At 36.2% G+C, this 17,335-nt stretch carries 18 protein-coding genes; 8 read left to right on the forward strand and 10 right to left on the reverse strand.

The genetic code is table 11. From position 1 onward, the window contains the following. Positions 1–202 precede the first annotated feature (202 nt). On the reverse strand, positions 203–1,195 hold the full coding sequence (lplA, locus tag AC3EA5_RS08500) for a lipoate--protein ligase (protein WP_488607925.1): 993 nt from the start codon (positions 1,193–1,195) through the stop codon (positions 203–205). Positions 1,196–1,334: 139 nt separating this feature from the next. Here lplA and yhfH point away from each other — a divergent pair, with 139 nt between their 5' ends. Further along, positions 1,335–1,460, forward strand: coding sequence for a protein YhfH (gene yhfH / locus AC3EA5_RS08505; protein ID WP_394188808.1), 126 nt, complete (start codon positions 1,335–1,337; stop codon positions 1,458–1,460). Positions 1,461–1,661: 201 nt separating this feature from the next. On the opposite strand, the gene AC3EA5_RS08510 is transcribed toward yhfH, so the two are convergent. The 4 genes from AC3EA5_RS08510 to AC3EA5_RS08525 form a co-directional block, all read right to left on the reverse strand. Beyond that, complete coding sequence (locus tag AC3EA5_RS08510; protein WP_488607926.1) at positions 1,662–2,633, reverse strand: polysaccharide biosynthesis protein; 972 nt, start codon at positions 2,631–2,633, stop codon at positions 1,662–1,664. Positions 2,634–2,685: 52 nt separating this feature from the next. Then, positions 2,686–3,312, reverse strand: coding sequence for a DUF1796 family putative cysteine peptidase (locus tag AC3EA5_RS08515; RefSeq protein WP_488607927.1), 627 nt, complete (start codon positions 3,310–3,312; stop codon positions 2,686–2,688). Positions 3,313–3,547: 235 nt separating this feature from the next. Then, positions 3,548–3,886 (reverse strand): hypothetical protein, encoded by a 339-nt coding sequence (locus tag AC3EA5_RS08520; protein WP_488607928.1) that lies wholly within the window; start codon positions 3,884–3,886, stop codon positions 3,548–3,550. A 273-nt stretch (positions 3,887–4,159) separates the two neighbouring features. After that, the gene (locus AC3EA5_RS08525; RefSeq protein WP_488607929.1) at positions 4,160–4,531 is read right to left on the reverse strand and encodes a DUF4183 domain-containing protein; all 372 of its coding nucleotides are present in this window, start codon (positions 4,529–4,531) and stop codon (positions 4,160–4,162) included. Positions 4,532–4,725: 194 nt separating this feature from the next. Between AC3EA5_RS08525 and AC3EA5_RS08530 the strand changes: the two genes are divergently transcribed. From AC3EA5_RS08530 to AC3EA5_RS08550, 5 genes are all read left to right on the forward strand, one after another. After that, complete coding sequence (locus tag AC3EA5_RS08530; RefSeq protein ID WP_488607930.1) at positions 4,726–5,085, forward strand: DUF4183 domain-containing protein; 360 nt, start codon at positions 4,726–4,728, stop codon at positions 5,083–5,085. A gap of 96 nt (positions 5,086–5,181) precedes the next feature. Further along, positions 5,182–6,435, forward strand: coding sequence for a glycosyltransferase family 4 protein (locus tag AC3EA5_RS08535; protein ID WP_488607931.1), 1,254 nt, complete (start codon positions 5,182–5,184; stop codon positions 6,433–6,435). After that, positions 6,410–7,135, forward strand: coding sequence for a hypothetical protein (locus tag AC3EA5_RS08540; RefSeq protein WP_488607932.1), 726 nt, complete (start codon positions 6,410–6,412; stop codon positions 7,133–7,135). Before AC3EA5_RS08535 ends, AC3EA5_RS08540 begins: the two co-directional genes overlap by 26 nt. A gap of 202 nt (positions 7,136–7,337) precedes the next feature. Then, the gene (locus tag AC3EA5_RS08545; RefSeq protein ID WP_488607933.1) at positions 7,338–8,249 is read left to right on the forward strand and encodes an NAD-dependent epimerase/dehydratase family protein; all 912 of its coding nucleotides are present in this window, start codon (positions 7,338–7,340) and stop codon (positions 8,247–8,249) included. Positions 8,250–8,378: 129 nt separating this feature from the next. Then, on the forward strand, positions 8,379–9,320 hold the full coding sequence (locus tag AC3EA5_RS08550; protein ID WP_488607934.1) for an NAD-dependent epimerase/dehydratase family protein: 942 nt from the start codon (positions 8,379–8,381) through the stop codon (positions 9,318–9,320). Between the two features lie 192 nt (positions 9,321–9,512). On the opposite strand, the gene hemY is transcribed toward AC3EA5_RS08550, so the two are convergent. The 3 genes from hemY to hemE form a co-directional block, all read right to left on the reverse strand. Beyond that, entirely contained in the window at positions 9,513–10,916 is a 1,404-nt protein-coding gene (hemY, locus tag AC3EA5_RS08555) for a protoporphyrinogen oxidase (RefSeq protein ID WP_488607935.1), read from the reverse strand. 29 nt (positions 10,917–10,945) lie between these two features. Continuing rightward, a complete protein-coding gene (gene hemH, locus AC3EA5_RS08560) occupies positions 10,946–11,881 on the reverse strand; it encodes a ferrochelatase (RefSeq protein ID WP_488607936.1) in 936 nt (311 codons plus the stop codon). A 72-nt stretch (positions 11,882–11,953) separates the two neighbouring features. Continuing rightward, positions 11,954–13,003 (reverse strand): uroporphyrinogen decarboxylase, encoded by a 1,050-nt coding sequence (hemE, locus tag AC3EA5_RS08565; protein WP_488607937.1) that lies wholly within the window; start codon positions 13,001–13,003, stop codon positions 11,954–11,956. Positions 13,004–13,216: 213 nt separating this feature from the next. On the opposite strand from hemE, the gene AC3EA5_RS08570 reads away from it, so the two are divergent. Further along, positions 13,217–13,735, forward strand: coding sequence for an antibiotic biosynthesis monooxygenase family protein (locus AC3EA5_RS08570; RefSeq protein WP_488607938.1), 519 nt, complete (start codon positions 13,217–13,219; stop codon positions 13,733–13,735). A gap of 183 nt (positions 13,736–13,918) precedes the next feature. On the opposite strand, the gene AC3EA5_RS08575 is transcribed toward AC3EA5_RS08570, so the two are convergent. Together AC3EA5_RS08575 and AC3EA5_RS08580 are read right to left on the reverse strand one after the other, a co-directional pair. After that, positions 13,919–14,812 (reverse strand): manganese catalase family protein, encoded by an 894-nt coding sequence (locus AC3EA5_RS08575; RefSeq protein ID WP_488607976.1) that lies wholly within the window; start codon positions 14,810–14,812, stop codon positions 13,919–13,921. Between the two features lie 82 nt (positions 14,813–14,894). Continuing rightward, positions 14,895–15,125, reverse strand: a complete 231-nt coding sequence (locus AC3EA5_RS08580) for a DUF2642 domain-containing protein (RefSeq protein WP_488607939.1) — start codon at positions 15,123–15,125, stop codon at positions 14,895–14,897. A 641-nt stretch (positions 15,126–15,766) separates the two neighbouring features. On the opposite strand from AC3EA5_RS08580, the gene AC3EA5_RS08585 reads away from it, so the two are divergent. Then, a complete protein-coding gene (locus tag AC3EA5_RS08585) occupies positions 15,767–17,287 on the forward strand; it encodes a collagen-like protein (RefSeq protein WP_488607940.1) in 1,521 nt (506 codons plus the stop codon). The last annotated feature ends 48 nt before the right edge of the window (positions 17,288–17,335 follow it).

Consider the following 17,335-nt stretch of genomic DNA (forward strand, 5'->3'; position numbering starts at 1 on the left):
CCACCTTCCTACTTAATTTGTTTGCAGATTCATGTTTACAGCAACAGTTAGATAAACTTACAAATAATCAGCAATAGCCGAACCCTTTAAATACAAAGACTACTTTTGGTCTTCGTTGAAAGTGTCTGCAGCAATGGAAATCAACATTTTTAATTGTCTACAGTAAAAAGAGCCTGACCTAAGTCAGACTCCCAAGTAATTCTTAATATATTAATTGTAAAAACTGTTCTTTCGTTATGCCGCCTAAATAGGTTGTGATATCGATATCACCTAGACTTTCAGTGATTGCTGATTTTTCATAAGCTGTGCCAACTAACAAGGCTTCTATGTCAGCAACATCACCAACACCGAAGAAGTCGCCATAAATATGTGCATCTTCAATGACTCCATTTTTCACTTGAAGACGTACATCGATACCGCCAACTGGGAATCGTTCGGAATGAGACATATTAAATGCCGGAGACTTCCCATAATTCCATTCCCAATTTGCATAACGCTCTTTTGAGAGCGCGTGAATATTCGCCCAGTCTTCTTCTGTTAGTTCAATCGTCTTCACTTCTTCTTCTCCACCGAAAATCGAGTGAAGAAGCTTTAAACGGAAATCGTCAATACTGATAGGTTCTTCGATAAATTCCATAATGTTCGCTACGCGACTACGAATGGATTTGATTCCTTTTGACTCAATTTTGTCCTTACGTACTTTTAATGCAGATACAACCGCTTCAATTTCTGTATCAAACATTAAAGTACCGTGACTGAACATACGTCCTTTGGTTGAGAATTGAGCATTACCAGATATTTTTCTTCCGCCAGCTAAAATATCATTTCGTCCCGATAACTCTGCATCCACGCCCATTTCTTTTAGGGCGTTTACAATCGGTTGAGTAAACTTTTTAAAGTTTCGGAAGCTATCTCCGTCATCTTTCGTCAAGAAGCTAAAATTCAAATTACCTAAGTCGTGATAAACCGCCCCACCACCTGATAATCTTCTCACGACATGAATTCCGTTCGATTCTACATAATCTGTATTGATTTCTTCGATTGTGTTTTGATTTTTACCAATGATGATTGAAGGTTCATTGATATAGAACAGAAAATATGAATCTTTATCGACATCCATTGTTTTTAGCGCATATTCCTCAATTGCTAAGTTAATGCGAGGATCTGTGATGCCTTTATTATCAATAAAATACAAATTGCATCTCTCCTTTTAAAGGTTCTACATACACTATATATGAATAAAGAGGTTTTGTATTGACATTTGATGAACTGTTATAATACACTATAACTAATTAGAACAGTATTAGTACAGAGTAGAAAAGGAGGTTAACCTGATGATTGAAAATGTAATCGAGTTTTTTAAAAACCTACCTGCTAAACAATGTGCACAATGTGGAGAAAAAATTGAAGAACAGCATGAATGTTATGGCAACACTTGTGACACGTGTAACCAACTTTAAACATAAAACAGCCGTCCAGGGCTCCCCTCCTGAACGGCTGTTTTTTAGATAATATTCTTCTTAATCGATTTAAATTAATAAGAGAAATAGAGTTATTTGATTTAATAAATATACCTTTAAGCCTAGCCATTCTTTCTCACCTCACTTAAAAGAATTCCTATAAATCAGTATGTCATTTAGCTAATTCTAAGATAAGATTCGTTAATTAAGAAAGCCTCCATCAATTAATAACTCTTTAATTTCCTTCTTAGTCATAAGTTGATCCTTTGTATTTATTAAAACTGATGGTAATTGGAATTTATTATGATCTTTAGAGAAAGGTATTATTCTTATTAAATCATTATTGTAAAACTGAGCGATTGGTTCCTCATTTTTGGCTATTAGTACTTCATGTATCTTTTCACCTTGCCTAGCACCAATTTCAATAATTTTTGTATCTATTTTTCCAAAGTGTTCTATAAGAACTTCTGCTAAATCTACTATTTTACATGCACTCATATGCATGATGAAAATTTCTCCACCTGTCCCAATTATTGCAGCTTGCAATAAAATTTGAATTGCTTTTTGAGGAGTCACAAAGTATCTAGTCATTCTTTTATCTGTAATAACAATTTGATTGTTTAATTCTAGTTGATTAATAAACAATGGCAGTACACTTCCACTACTCCCCAGTACATTCCCTCCTCTAACACACAGAAACTTAGTCCTTAAATTTCGTTCATTCGCATGAATAATTAATTTTTCACCTAGTGATTTCGTCATTCCATAAGTATTCGCTGGATCGGCAGCTTTGTCAGTGGATACATAAATTACTTTTTTTATATGATTATCAATGGATGCTTCTATGACATTTTGTGTCCCTATGACGTTTGTTTTAATTGCCTCTAACGGTTGATCCTCGCAAATCGAAACATGTTTAAGTGCTGCTAAGTGAAATATATAATCTACTTGTTTACATGCCGAATTTAAAGCCTCTTTGTCTCTTATATCCCCAATACAGAAATCAATTATTTTTAATTCTCTTTCAAAATTTCTTTTCAATAATACTTGACTATTTTCATTCCTGGAAAAAACCAGGATTTTTTTTGGATAAAATGATAAAAGTTGCCTGATTAACTCAGTCCCCCATGAACCTGTACCTCCAGTTATCAATATCGTTGAATTGGTAAACACTTTCTTTCCTCCTGAATTATTTTCATTTTAATTTTCCATGGATGTGAGAAATTCATTTTTTTGATAGGTTAATTTCATTTAATATGTTTCTCCAAAGTTCATGATTGCCTTCCCATTTATCCTTAATTGGAAATTCAACGGCACATACTTTCTCTAGTGGCCAGTTCTTTTCAACCATTGTTTCCACTTGTGAATGGTTGATCAAAAGCACATGAAAATCATGTTGGACCAATCCAATTAAAATATTTTGTAATTCAGCCACATCTTCGAATGTGCCTTCTGTTCTTACAAACAGTATCCTTTTAGCGCTTCGCATTTCTGATAGAAATCGATTGATTCTTCTTTCGTATTTTTCCATTACTTCGTAATAGGAATCTAACTGTGCGAGAGTATTTTTTTCTCCATCAAAATCGTGATTGGATACTATTTGATAACCATCATCTGAAACGCATATAAAAGTATCAGCATAGCCTAAGACACGCAAATTTTCCTTATCCATAAAACCGATAAAACGATTTTGCAATAACTTGTTGACATATGATAGTTTAGGACTAGCTACCCAGTCTAGTACACCTGAATATGGTCTTAAATTATGCTTTTTTAATTGGATAGACGTTAAACACAAATCCCCTAAACTAAATATGGCATCGTAATTACCTTTAATATCATTTAAATTCATTTTTTCACCTCTCCCTCTCTTTTTTACAAGTAATTGTTAGAATGTTTATATTTCCAACACCATGTATAATATTTAATGCATTTAATTGAAAGGTATTAGGGATATATTTCTCATTTCGCAAAAAAAATAATAGGAACCTAAATAGTAAAAGATGATATCGACAACTTTCGACATCATCTTTTCCCTCTTAGTTCAGACTAATTTTAATAATATTTATTATTCGTCCTAACTAAATTTAAGGTGTGGTTGGAGCATCACTACCAGATACAACATAATCAGTTAGATTTTTTGTAAATGTAATAATGTCGTTTGTATTTAGCAAATCATCTAGCTCACTACCTACGACAGTTGTAAATTGGACTTTGCTATACAAATCTCCAGCAAAGATAGTAAACAGTACAAAACCATTTAAGAAAATATTTGTCTCCGTGCCATATTCGACTACTAATGTTTCCTCTGGACCAAGAGTAAATGATTCAAACCCATCTTGATTTACAGGATCCGTACCTTCACGAATAAAAATGGTAATTTGCAAAGTTGCTAAACTAGTGTTCACAAACGTTTTTTCAGCCATATTAAAAATACCCCCTCTCTTTGAAAGATATAATATCCTATTCTATTAACATAGATTTATCCGGGCTTCTCTACTAAATTTATAGTTTCAAATCACCTTAAAAACTTAATTAATTCGTTGACACATTACTCCTAATATGTCTGTTTATTTCTCTATTATGTTTGCGCATAAACTCTAAACAAAAAAGCTTAGAATAAACAGACTCTTACCCGTCTGTTTCTTCTAAGCTCTTGAAAGTTTAATTAACAATGTTTCATGATATATACCAATAAATTATTGGAGACTAATCTCCGGATTGAAATTTACTACTTCAATTATTACAGGGCTTCCTTCTAATATTTCTGATTCTTCTGGAACAGAAATAAGAAGTGATCCAATTCCTTCTTCTCCAGACGTATATGCAAAATTATCGTCCATCTGTAGTGCGCCATTAATGTAAACATTAAAATAGCTATTATTTAAATTTAAACTAGGGAGTTCTTGTACAACTTCTCCAGCATCATTATAAAACTGAGAAGCGTCAATTCTGTGAGTGCTATTTTCCGAAATTGTTTCTGGCACCACATGAAATAATCGAGTAACTGTCGGAAGCGTTGAGATAGTTTGACTAGGTGATCCTGAAAGTTTAATAATTCTTAAAGACAAATTTTTTCCTCCTTTATGATTCACTAAACAACATATGAGAGAAGTCATTTAGGAGTCATTAATGGACAACCAGATTTCTTAAAACAGGTATTTGGACCCACTATAAACACACATTTTTGGAAATACGTATACACTACTTTACGTACTAAATTAGCCGAAATTGGTTAATGGCGTTTATTAGAAAGGGGAGAAGAATGAGAAATCAACCTTTTGTTCCATTAAAAACAACTGCTTATTTTCCGCGATCCCATGTGAAAACAAATATTCATTCGAACCACCAATTGTATATTTCAAGTCCAAAACAAGTGGTTAGTCAAGAATTTTTTACAATATCAGATGGTCACAGACGAAATTTCACAGAAGAAGATGGATTAATGGAATATGGTAAACAAAAAATCTTAAGTCCTATGAAAATTTCTTACATGAATTTATTTATCAATGGAGTTTTACAACCTAAAATGAATTACGAAGTTGATGAAGGACATCTAAAATTGCTAACTGAGGATATTCCATTAAAGGGTACTCCTATTATCCTTCAAATGATCACTTATTAATAATTCTGCAAACATGTACTTCACACTATGACCTACACAATTTCTGATAACGAAAATACAAATACATTATGCGACCAAATCAGGAGGATGAATTATTTGAAAATATTACTCGCGACGTATTGGCCAATTCCACATTTAGGTGGTGTATGGAGTTACATGGAACAGCTTAAAAGAAGGCTAGAATTATTAGGGCATTCTGTCGATTTACTTGGATATGATGAGGAGAACACCAATATTCATATAGTCAATAATCAGAGAAAAATTGAAAGAGAAAAAATTCTTCCTTTATTAAAAGCAAAAATGAATGAACAAAACTACCCAGCTATTTATGCTAATAAACTCGTGGAATATACTGAGTTCCAACGCTATGTTTACGAGTTAGGAGCAGCATATTTAGGTCTAGATCAATATGATATTATTCATACTCAAGATGTTATTTCTACTGCTTGCATTAAACGTGTAAAACCAGAAAAAACACCGTTAGTTGCGACTCTTCATGGATCAGTCGCGCACGAAATTCGACATCAATTGACTACCATTCATAAGTCCGATAATTCCTATATGGCAAAAGCATATTATGACGAATTAGAAAAAACAGGTGCTAGTTCTTCTAATATTACAATTGTTGCAAATAATTGGTTAAAAAATATCTTAATTGAAGAATTTCAAGTTTCACCAGACCAAATAAAAGTACTCCATTACGGCTTTGATACTGAAAATTTCATCAAACTTACTAAAAAGAAATCACCAATTATAAAGCCTAAAAATAAGAAAGTCATTATTTTCTCAGGAAGATTGGCAGAATTAAAAGGTGTTAATCATTTAATAGAGGCTTTAGGTAAGTTAAAAAAAATTAGAAATGATTGGGTTTGTTGGATTGTTGGTTCAGGGGATAAATTATCGGAGTTAAGAATTCAAACGAAGTTATTAAAATTAGAAGAAGATGTTTTATTTTTTGGAAAACGAGACGATGTTCCATATCTACTAGCAAATTCTGATATTTTTGTTCTTCCAACTTTATTAGAAAATCAGCCATTATCTTTAATCGAAGCTCAAATTGCTGGTAAAGCTGCAATAGTAAGTGATGTTGGTGGACTACCAGAAATGGTGAATCATAAGATTACTGGAATATTAACCCCACCCGGAGATGCACAGATTCTATCAGAAAACCTTGAATTACTTCTTGAAAACGATAGTTTAAGAAAAAACCTTGGCGCTAACGCCAAGAAATGGGGCATGACGCATTGGTCTAACGAAAATGGAGTGAAAAACTTACTCGAGATATATAATCAAGCAATTGCAAGTCAAGGAAAAGAGGACGAGAATGAAGAGAATTATCCAGTACTTTAGAATACTTCTCTACTCTTTATTGATAAAGGGAAAAGCCTTTTGGCTAAAAATTAAGAGCAAAATTTATTCAGATGAACTAATAGAAGAGATTTCAGACACGACCTATATCAATGCTGAACCATATGATTCTTTGTTTGATTCCAACATAACTACCGAACACGTTCTTGTATCCAAACAATTATGGGATCGAATCCAGACTACTTTACCAGCAAGATATCGAATGCCTAATCCAGACAATATTTCTCAATTAAATTCTATGAGGTCAGACTCCTACGATCAGCTATTTTCTAGTCCTAAACCTTCACCTTTAACTTTTGTCGACTCTGTCATTTGGAATCGAATTACTGGCTACCTACCCAAATCATACACTCTACCTCATCCCCATTTTGAAAAACTTACTCAAACAATGAATGAGAAATATTACGATAGTTTATTCTCCCTTCCCTTTACGAACTCAAAACAAATTTTTGTAGACAACAAATTTTGGGAACCAATAAAAAACAATCTTCCCAATAAATATTCTCTTCCTAATCCTACTTCTGAAAAATTGTTCAAGGTAATGGATGCTTATACGGATCATACAAAAAACGATGCAAAATCTTTTGAAGAGATACGAACAGACGAACAAATAATAGAGAAAATTAATAATTCCTTGCCTCTTAACTACAAGATTCCCGATCTAAACTCTTTCAAAAATTGATTTTCCCAATATAAATTATTATGTATGTAAACTTGAAATCTACGAAATTGTAGGTTTCAAGTTTATTTTTCTGTTTTAATTTAAAAAATCTTATTAAATGTCTTTTTCTAGTTTCATAAAAAACTACCAGTACTAGAGTTAATAGCCTTATTTCATAGTTAACTTTCACATATATTACTAAAAACATAAAGGATGTATGTAAATGAAAATAATTGTAACAGGAGGAGCAGGCTTCATTGGCTCGCATTTGGTCGATGCTCTCGTTATGTTGGGTGCAGAAGTTCATGTTCTTGATAATCTAGTCGCTGGTGAATCGAAATATGTAAACCCTTGTGCAAAAATGCATGTGGTAGATATTTGTAGTAAGGAAGCAAAAGAAATATTTTATCTTGTTAAGCCAGATGTTGTTTTCCATTTGGCAGCTCAAGCAGATGTAGGAAAATCTGTTATGGATCCACAGTATGATGCAGATGTAAATATAAGAGGAACGATCAATATGCTGGAAGCTAGTCGTGATACACACGTAAAAAAATTCATTTTCGCTTCTACTTCTGCAGTGTACGGTAACCTAAAAAAAGACTTTCTTACAGAGCATGAAAATACGATACCCGCCTCTTATTATGGATTATCCAAATTGACCGCTGAGTCTTACATAAAGCTTTTCTATGAGCTTTATAGACTTCCTTATACGATTTTGCGATATGCAAATGTATATGGTCCCAGACAATTACCAAAAGGAGAAGGTGGTGTAGTCGCTGTTTTTATTGACCGCTTAAAATCAGAAAACACATTGAGAGTTCATGGAGATGGTGAGCAAACTAGGGATTTTATATATGTGAAGGATATTGTCTCGGCAAATATTCAAGCAATGAATTATGGAGAACAAGAAATTATACAAATCAGTACATTCAAAAAAACGGCTGTAAATGATGTAATTAGCAAATTAAAAGATATACATGGGGAACACATCCAAACCGTCTTTACAGTTCCTCGTGAAGGGGATATTAAACACAGTTGTCTTAGTAATGAAAAAGCACAAAATTTGCTAAAGTGGCAACCTAGTGTCAATCTCTTAAACGGATTAGAAGAAACGTATAAATTTTATGTTGAATAATTTTTTTCGTTATGCCCATCCCCTCACTAAATTAAACAAAAGTAAAAATCCCCCCTCCATTTCATCATTTTTAGGAGGAAAGAAAATGATTTTAGGAATAAGAGTCCTCTTCAAAAAGGAGAGGATATGGTGAAAGAAGAAATGTTTCTATCTACCCAAGGAGAAAATTCTCCTAAAAAACCCACTATTATAATAACAGGCGCAAACGGATTTACAGGTAAACATGCATGTGATTATTTTATCAATAAGAACTATCGAGTAATTGCTGTTACTAGAACTCCAACTCACCACACCTCAAATCATCAAATTGTATATGAACACTGCGAACTCACAGACAAAAGCTCAGTAGCACACCTCATCCAAAAAACAAAACCTGATTTTTTACTACATTTAGCAGGACAAAACCAGGTTCAAAAGTCTTGGGAAGATCCGATTTCTTCTATTGAAGCTAATGCTATGTCTACTCTATTTTTAGTCGACTCGCTACGCACTATCAACCCAAAGTGTAAAATTGTCATTGTTAGTTCTGCGCTTCAATTCGACCCCAACCATTACTCTACGCTAATCCATCCATACGGCTTAAGTAAAACGTTACAGTCTATCATTGCTCAGTCATGGGAAGTTCTTTTTGGAATGGATATAATTATAGCTAAACCATCTAATCTTATCGGTCCAGGTGAGTCGAGTGGCATTTGTTCACTAATCGCGGAAAAGATTAGAGATATGGAGATTCTAGATGTTGAAAAAATAATTGAAGTAAACAATTTGTTTGTTCGAAGAGATTTTCTAGACGTTAGAGATGCAGTCGCTGCATATGAAATACTCTTCAATTACGGAAAATCCGGTGAGACATATGACATTTCAACAGGAAAATCTAGATATTTAAAAGACATAACGGATACATTACGGAATCTGACTACTGTGGATTTTAAAGTTAAAAGTATAGAGAATAAACCTGAAGAAAGAGAAGACAATACACCTTTTGTGTTACAAAGCATGGGTTGGAATCCACTTATTCCATTTGAGAATTCCATAAGTGATACTCTTTCGTATTATCGTCAAAGGTGTTGATTCCCTCAAAAAAAAGAAGTTATTAACAATAAAATATAAAAAATGACATAGCTTGCACTCAAAATGGTGCAAGCTATGTCATTTTTTAAACTGATATCCGTAAACTTAACTTTTAAGTGTGAAAGAGGCAGCTCCAATATTAGAAACTACTAACAAAGAAGGTGTAATTAACATAGAGGAGCCTTAATTTCATTAATTAAATAAATCATTAATTATTTCAGTTCCAGTCGCTTTTCCTTGATCCACACAGTCTGGTAATCCTAGACCTTCATATGAACTTCCAGCTAGCTTTATCATCGGGAAATGCTCTTCTAGTTCTTTTTTAGCTTTAGCCACACGTTCTTTATGACCGACCATATATTGAGGAGAAGCTTTCTTCCATCTTGTCACAACTGTAAATAAGGGATCTTCTTTTATTTTCATCGTTTGTTTGAGGTCAGAAAGGACAATTTTTTCAAGTTCGCTATCTGATAACTCTACAGTAGACTCATCCCCTGGACGACCTACAAACCCTCGAAGTAGTACATGACCTTCAGGTGTCGTCGTTGGCCATTTTCTGTGAGTCCACGTACAAGCTGTTATTGAATAATCACTATTGCGCGAAACTAAAAAGCCAGTACCTTCATTTTCTTGACTTACGGCATCCTCTTTAAATGCCATAGCAACTGTCGCTACCGAAGTTGCTGGCATGTCTTGAAATTCAGTCATCAGTCCATGTTCTTCAAATATAGGAAGTGCCGCGAGATGTGGCGTAGCAAAAATGACTCGATCGAAGAGCATTTCTGCATCATTATTAAGGAACAGATTTACTTGTTCTCCCACTTTCTCAAAACGTTCTACTCGAACTCCCTTGATCACAGAGCTCGGTTCGAGTTGTGCTTCAATAGCCTCAACAATGGTTTCTAATCCATTTTTAAACGTACGGAAAATACCTTCTTTGGATTTCTTGACCGGCTGTTTAGGGGCTATTTTCTTCGAACCGATTATTAAACTACGATGTTCCTGTTCTAGTTTATAAAACTGTGGGAACGTGGCTTGGAGACTCATTTTATCAATATCTCCAGAATAGACACCTGCTAATAATGGCTCAATTAAATTTTCAACTACTTCACCGCCAAAACGTCTACGTAAAAATTGTCCGACGGATTGGTCACCTTTTACTGAAGCTTTTGGTAAAACAAAATCACCCGCTGCACGTAATTTCCCGCTCCATGAAAACAATCCAGATGTAATGAATGGTGAGATTTGTGATGGAATTCCCATAACCGATCCACCAGGAATAGGATGAAGACCGTCATTAACTAAAATATAGGCTTTTCCTGTAGCATTCGCGACAAGTTGATCACTGATTCCAAGATCTGTAGCAAATTGACCAAAACTTTTTTTGCGTTCTAAAAATGAGTCTGGTCCGCGTTCAATAACAAACCCATCGCGACGAACAGTCTGGATTTTCCCGCCAAGTCGGTGAGAAGCTTCGATTAAGATCACTTCAAGTGGATATCCTTTTTCTTTTGCTTCTTTTTGTAAATAGAATGCGGCCGATAAGCCCGTTATTCCGCCTCCTATTACAGCTACTTTACGTTTTTCTCCAGACACGGTCATCATCACTTTCGGGTTCAGTTTAGTTATTTCTTATTCAAATGTTTTAAAACAACATCTGTCATTGCATCAATAAATAATGGTTGAGTATTCGGCATTTCAGGGCGGTAATAATTAGCGCCGATTTCATCTGTCACGACTTTACACTCATAATCATTATCAAATAGTACTTCCAAGTGATCTGTTACAAATCCAACTGGTGTATAAACAAAAGATGTATATCCTTTTTGTTCATGTAACTCACGAGTTAAATCTTGTACGTCAGGACCAATCCAAGGTTCAGGAGTTTGACCTGCACTTTGCCAGCCCACTTCATAGTTTTCAATTCCAGCAGCTTGTGCGATTAAATCCGCTGTCTCTTTTAACTGTTCTGGGTATGGGTCACCATTCGCAATGATTTTTTCAGGTAGTGAGTGAGCAGAAACGATTAAACATGCTTTTGCACGTTCTTCTGGTGACATAGCATCAAATGTTCCAGATACTTTCTCCGTCCAATATTGAATGAATTTCGGCTCATCATACCAGCTTTCAACTGAAGTAATATGTAGTCCGCCAAGTTTTTCAGCAGTCTCTTTTGCACGTCCATTATAAGACTTAATAGAGAATGTTGAGAAATGTGGAGCTAATACAATCGAAACAGCTTCTGTGATGCCGTCTTTATGCATTTGTTCTACTGCATCTTCTACAAAGGGTTCAATATGTTTAAGACCAATATATAATTTAAACTCGATGTCATTTTGCACTTCATTCAAACGATTACATAATGCTTCTGCTTGGTCATCTGTAATTTTAGCTAATGGTGAAATTCCACCAATGGCACGATAGCGATCTCTTAAATCTGTTAAAGCTTCTGGACTTGGAGGACGACCATGACGAATATGCGTATAATAACGTTCTAAATCCTCTTCTTTGTATGGCGTTCCATATGCCATGACAAGCAATCCCATTGTTTTTTTAGACAACTTCATCACCTCATTCATTATTTTCAATCTTCATTTTGACAGGTTCAATCTCAACTTACGAACTTGAATATCTTATGAATGTGCTTTCATCTGCGAACGGCTGTAATCATGAACAAATGCTGTTAATCGTTTTAATACATCAGGATTTACTTCTGGGAAGACCCCGTGTCCTAAATTGAAAATATGACTTTGGTGATTCACACCTTGATCAATAATTTGTTTAGCACGTTCTTCAATTACAGACCAATCAGCTAATAATAAGGATGGATCTAAATTTCCTTGAAGCGTTTTCGTTAGTCCCATTCCGCGAGCTTCTTCAATCGATAAACGCCAGTCTAAACCGACAACATCAACTGGAAGGTCGTGCCACTCTTTCGCTAAGTGACTTGCACCAACACCAAATGTAATGACTGGAATACCTAGTTCTTGAATTGAACTAAAGATGCGAGTCATGATTGGTTTAATGAAAATACGGTAATCTTCTACGTTTAATGCGCCAACCCATGAGTCAAAAATTTGAATCGCTTTTGCCCCTGCATTCACTTGCGCAGTTACGTAAACAATGATCATATCTGCCAGCTTGTCCATTAACGCAAACCAAGCTTGAGGTTCTGTCACCATAAATGATTTTGTTTTATTGTAGTTTCTTGAAGGTCCGCCTTCAATCATGTAACTAGCTAAAGTAAATGGTGCTCCTGAGAATCCAATCAACGGAACATCTAGTTGTTCTTCCGTCAAAATTTTAATCGTTTCAAGTACAAATGGAATATGATCTTGTGGAGACAGCTCCCCTAGTTTCTCTACATCTTGAACTGTTCGAATCGGATTAGAGATGACAGGACCAACACCAGCTTTAATTTTGACATCCACACCAATTCCAGGAAGTGGCGTGACGATGTCTTTGTATAAAATAGCTGCATCTACATCATAATTTTCTACAGGCAATCTTGTTACATATGCACATAATTCAGGCTGATGTGTAATTTCTTCTAATGAATATTTTTCTTTAATTTTTCGATATTCGGGTTGTGAACGGCCTGCTTGACGCATATACCACACCGGAGTGTAATCTACTTTCTCACCTTTTGCTGCTCTTAAGAATGTGTCATTAATCTTTCTCATAAAATTCGTATCCTTCCTTTCACTTACACATATTAGTCAATTTTCTCGTTATATTCGTTCTTAATATAGACTTTCTCTTCTATATTGTATAGTTATCGAGGACAATTGTCATAGAATTGTCTTGAATAGAAGACATCATTTAGTCAAAGAGTTGTTTTAAGTATTTTCAATCAGGGAAGATTATACTGTAGATAGAGATATGGAGGGATTACAATGAATATTTATTTAACTTCTGGTACACCTGACTTTATGCTTTCATTAAAAGAAAAACATGCCAATGAAAAGATGGTTGTTCTTCATGGTGAAGGGAATGCCGTGTTATTACATGAAACGTCTGGAGCAACTGTCTTTCAAACACCGCGAAAATATGAAGTAATTGATTCGTCAGGTGAATTAAGTGATCAAGGCTACTTTGTTTTCAATAACATTCCTGTAACAGATGAAGGACGTCCTATTTTCGAACATCGCTTCAAAAATCGTGCACGAGCAATCGAAGATGAACCAGGATTTATTGCCATCCGTGTTTTGCGACCTATTGGTACAGATACATACGTCATTTTGACTGAATGGACAGGACCAGGATCATTCGAAGCGTGGCAAACATCTCAAGCATATAATAAAGCACATGAAAAACGTGGCACAGATGAAGGAATTGATAAGAGACCTAATATTTTTTCAAGCGCTTCCTATGTAACGACCTATCGAACTGCTCCAAAAAAAGAAGACGAATAAAAGAAAAGAGTCGCCCCTTTGTGGGTTGACTCTTTTTCATATATAAACAAGTTGGCGAAAAAAATTCATCGCACAGACTTGTTGTTTTATCAGTCACTCTAGAAGTTTATCTCACATACTCAAAGGGTTATCGGTCAAAACGAGCTCTTTATCGCACAATCAATGCATTCCCTTTATCTAAAACTACATATTAGCCATTAAACGTTTTGCAATTTGTTGATATTCATCTGGTCCAATCCCTGGCGCAAACTCCTCTGGGAGATCATCTAAGTCTGGAATTTTCCCACCTTTTGGAATACCTTCTTGTACGACAAGAGGCTGGCCACTACTTGGATTATCCCCTTTCCAAATTTGGCGAATGTCTTTGTATTGCCCTTCATCGTTCCAAGTAAATAAAATATTTCCTAATCCCTGGTCTTCATATTTCCTTGCGTGATCGAACGCTCGGTTATCTAAATTTGGAATAGGTAGCATTTTCGTAATGTCTACTCCTGTCGCCATCTCAATTGCTTTTGCGTATGCAAGAACATGAGTACCACCGCGCACTAGCAGATATCCAATCATTTCCCTTGCTGTTTCGTGATTGGTCATTTCATAAACACGCATTTTATGTGTCCTTGCGCCACATTCCAAGAAGAAATTATGGAGTAAATCTAATACTAAATTCCCACTGGAGAAAACATGATCCCCACGCCATGGATTCCCCATCGAATCTCCTGCTAATGAAGTTTGTGCTGTTGCAATGAGCGAATAAGTATTTCGTAAATCCTTCCCATTCTGTAGAGGGGTTACATCAGGTTTCCCATCAAACGAAACACCTTTTTGTAATAAATTAATGGTGTTAGAAACCAGTTCTACATGACCGAATTCTTCAGCCGTAATTGAAGCAACCAAGTCATAAAAAGGTTTGAACTTGTTTTTTTGACGGAAATTAAAGGATTGATACATATAATTATTTAATGTAGACATTTCCCCAAATTTCCCACCAAGCAATTCTTGGACTGCTGCTGCAGCATTCGCATCGCCATATTCAGGTGCCGGAAGGTCAATTTGCAACCTATTTACTCGTTTAAAAATGAATGTTCCTCCTTATCAATTACTTAACAATGGAACCCACTTCCATTGGTTACTATATGTCGAAATTTACGGGAACATGTTTTTAATTTCCTAACGTTACCCAAATAATTTGTTGGGATCGGACAAAAAATGGAGTTCCATTTTTTTCGACAACAATATGATCGGGTAACACTTTCGTCAATACACCTTTAACGACGCTGTTATTGGTTACTTGGACCACAATATTTTTCCCAACTACTGATGTCAACGTTTGATACACATACGGATCGTAGGCACTTACATACTCAACAGTTTGTTGCGCTTCGCCATTCATTTACATACCACTCCTTCCGCTCAATATTCATAGGTTATGAAAAGAGCGTATAAAAGGTGAGCCTTCATTCCATGCATATTAATTATAAAAGTGATACTTACTCATAAAGAGAATTATATAAGTAGGAATGCATTTATTTAAACAGTGTTACTTACGATTTAGATATGATAAGAATTTAACTTTCTTAATGGAATAAAATGCCAAAAATATATTTATGATTAAAAATTTTAAAGGTGGCTGAGTTGATACTAAAAGATTTTGAAAAAATTGAAACAATAATCCCCTTACATTTATTCAAGGGGGTGTCCTAAAAGTCGTAAAATATGACTCGGCGAAGTTCCCATTTTATGTAGTTTTTTGTTTATTTCTTATGCTACGCATTTTAATGTTCCAAGAACAGAATCAGATGTTTTCCACGACCTTTCATTCCAATTAATCATATCTGTTTTATTTTAGAGACTTTTTAGACAGCACCCATTCATTTGTATAGGAGTACAAAATACAATGCGTTTGAATTAAACTATGTTAATTTGCAATTACAAATTCAGTTAAATTTCAGAGAATAATATATAAATTTGCCTACCTCAATAGAATTAAATCTCATAGGATAAATTATCTTTTGAAAAAGGAGGTGAAAATTTATGAATTATAATAGAAAAGGAAAATGTAAAGTTTGTTGTAAAAAAAAGCAAATGCAAAGTTGTAGTCGAACAAAAAAAACTTGCAGTCGAGAGTATACAAATGAATGCAGAGAAAATCGTACTAAATGCAAATATGAGGATAGTCAACGAATATGTTGTAGAGGACCAAGAGGACCAAGAGGGTTCCCTGGAAAGAATGGAGAGGTTGGACCAAGAGGACCTCAGGGATTTCCTGGGGCGGATGGTGCGATTGGACCTAGAGGACCTCAAGGATTCCCTGGGGCGGATGGTGCGATTGGACCTAGAGGGCCTCAAGGATTTCCTGGAGCTGATGGTGCTGTTGGACCTCAAGGACCTCAAGGAATTCAAGGACCTGCTGGCGAGGACGGAGCGGTTGGACCTCAAGGACCTCAAGGAATTCAAGGACCTGCTGGTGCTGACGGGGCTGACGGAGCGGTTGGACCTCAAGGACCTCAAGGAATTCAAGGACCTGCTGGCGAGGACGGAGCCGACGGAGCTGTTGGACCTCAAGGACCTCAAGGGATTCAAGGACCTGCTGGCGAGGACGGAGCCGACGGAGCTGTTGGACCTCAAGGACCTCAAGGAATTCAAGGACCTGCTGGAGCCGACGGTGCTGACGGTGCTGTTGGTCCTCAAGGACCACAAGGGATTCAAGGACCTGCCGGCGCAGATGGAGCTGACGGGGCTGTTGGACCTCAAGGGCCACAAGGGATTCAAGGACCTGCTGGAGCCGACGGTGCTGACGGGGCTGTTGGACCTCAAGGACCTCAAGGGATTCAAGGACCTGCTGGCGCGGATGGAGCGGACGGTGCTGTTGGACCTCAAGGACCTCAAGGAATTCAAGGACCTGCTGGCGAGGACGGAGCGGACGGTGCTATTGGACCTCAAGGACCACAAGGGATTCAAGGACCTGCTGGCGCGGATGGAGCCGACGGTGCTGTTGGACCTCAAGGACCTCAAGGAATTCAAGGGCCTGCTGGCGCGGATGGAGCCGACGGAGCTGTTGGACCTCAAGGACCTCAAGGGATTCAAGGACCTGAAGGTGAGGTTGGACCTCAAGGACCACAAGGGATTCAAGGACCTGCCGGAGGTTTATCAAACTATGGTTATATATACAATGTAGATGCACAAGTAGTAGCTTTAGAAAGCCCTATCCTTTTCAGTTCTAATGGTGTAATTACACCTGGAATTAATCACACTCCGGGATCCTCAGATATTTTAGTTGAGAACGCTGGAGACTATGAAATAACCTATTCCGTATCAGGAGTAGAGCCTAATCAATTTTCTCTATTCGTTAATGGAATACCTGTTACGGATTCTATCTATGGATCAGGCGCTGGAACACAACAGAACAACGGGCAAACTATCATTACTTTAGCAGCGAATGATGTTGTCAGTCTTAGAAATCACACCTCTACAGCAGGTGTTACTCTGCAAACGAATGCAGGAGGAACACAAACAAACGTAAATTCATCAATTGTTATTAAAAAGTTGAATTAGGACACTCTGAATGTACGATATACCCTTTAGGAATATTGACCACCGCCG

This window comes from Paenisporosarcina sp. (assembly GCF_057785155.1).

Coding starts and splice junctions, on each gene's coding strand:
- yhfH (WP_394188808.1), top strand. CDS start 1,335: ATGATTGAAAATGTAATCGAGTTTTTTAAAAACCTACCTGCTAAACAA.
- hemE (WP_488607937.1), bottom strand. CDS start 13,003: ATGAGAAAGATTAATGACACATTCTTAAGAGCAGCAAAAGGTGAGAAA.
- AC3EA5_RS08580 (WP_488607939.1), bottom strand. CDS start 15,125: ATGAATGGCGAAGCGCAACAAACTGTTGAGTATGTAAGTGCCTACGAT.
- AC3EA5_RS08515 (WP_488607927.1), bottom strand. CDS start 3,312: ATGAATTTAAATGATATTAAAGGTAATTACGATGCCATATTTAGTTTA.
- AC3EA5_RS08570 (WP_488607938.1), top strand. CDS start 13,217: ATGAATATTTATTTAACTTCTGGTACACCTGACTTTATGCTTTCATTA.
- AC3EA5_RS08585 (WP_488607940.1), top strand. CDS start 15,767: ATGAATTATAATAGAAAAGGAAAATGTAAAGTTTGTTGTAAAAAAAAG.
- AC3EA5_RS08540 (WP_488607932.1), top strand. CDS start 6,410: ATGAAGAGAATTATCCAGTACTTTAGAATACTTCTCTACTCTTTATTG.
- AC3EA5_RS08545 (WP_488607933.1), top strand. CDS start 7,338: ATGAAAATAATTGTAACAGGAGGAGCAGGCTTCATTGGCTCGCATTTG.
- AC3EA5_RS08530 (WP_488607930.1), top strand. CDS start 4,726: ATGAGAAATCAACCTTTTGTTCCATTAAAAACAACTGCTTATTTTCCG.
- AC3EA5_RS08520 (WP_488607928.1), bottom strand. CDS start 3,886: ATGGCTGAAAAAACGTTTGTGAACACTAGTTTAGCAACTTTGCAAATT.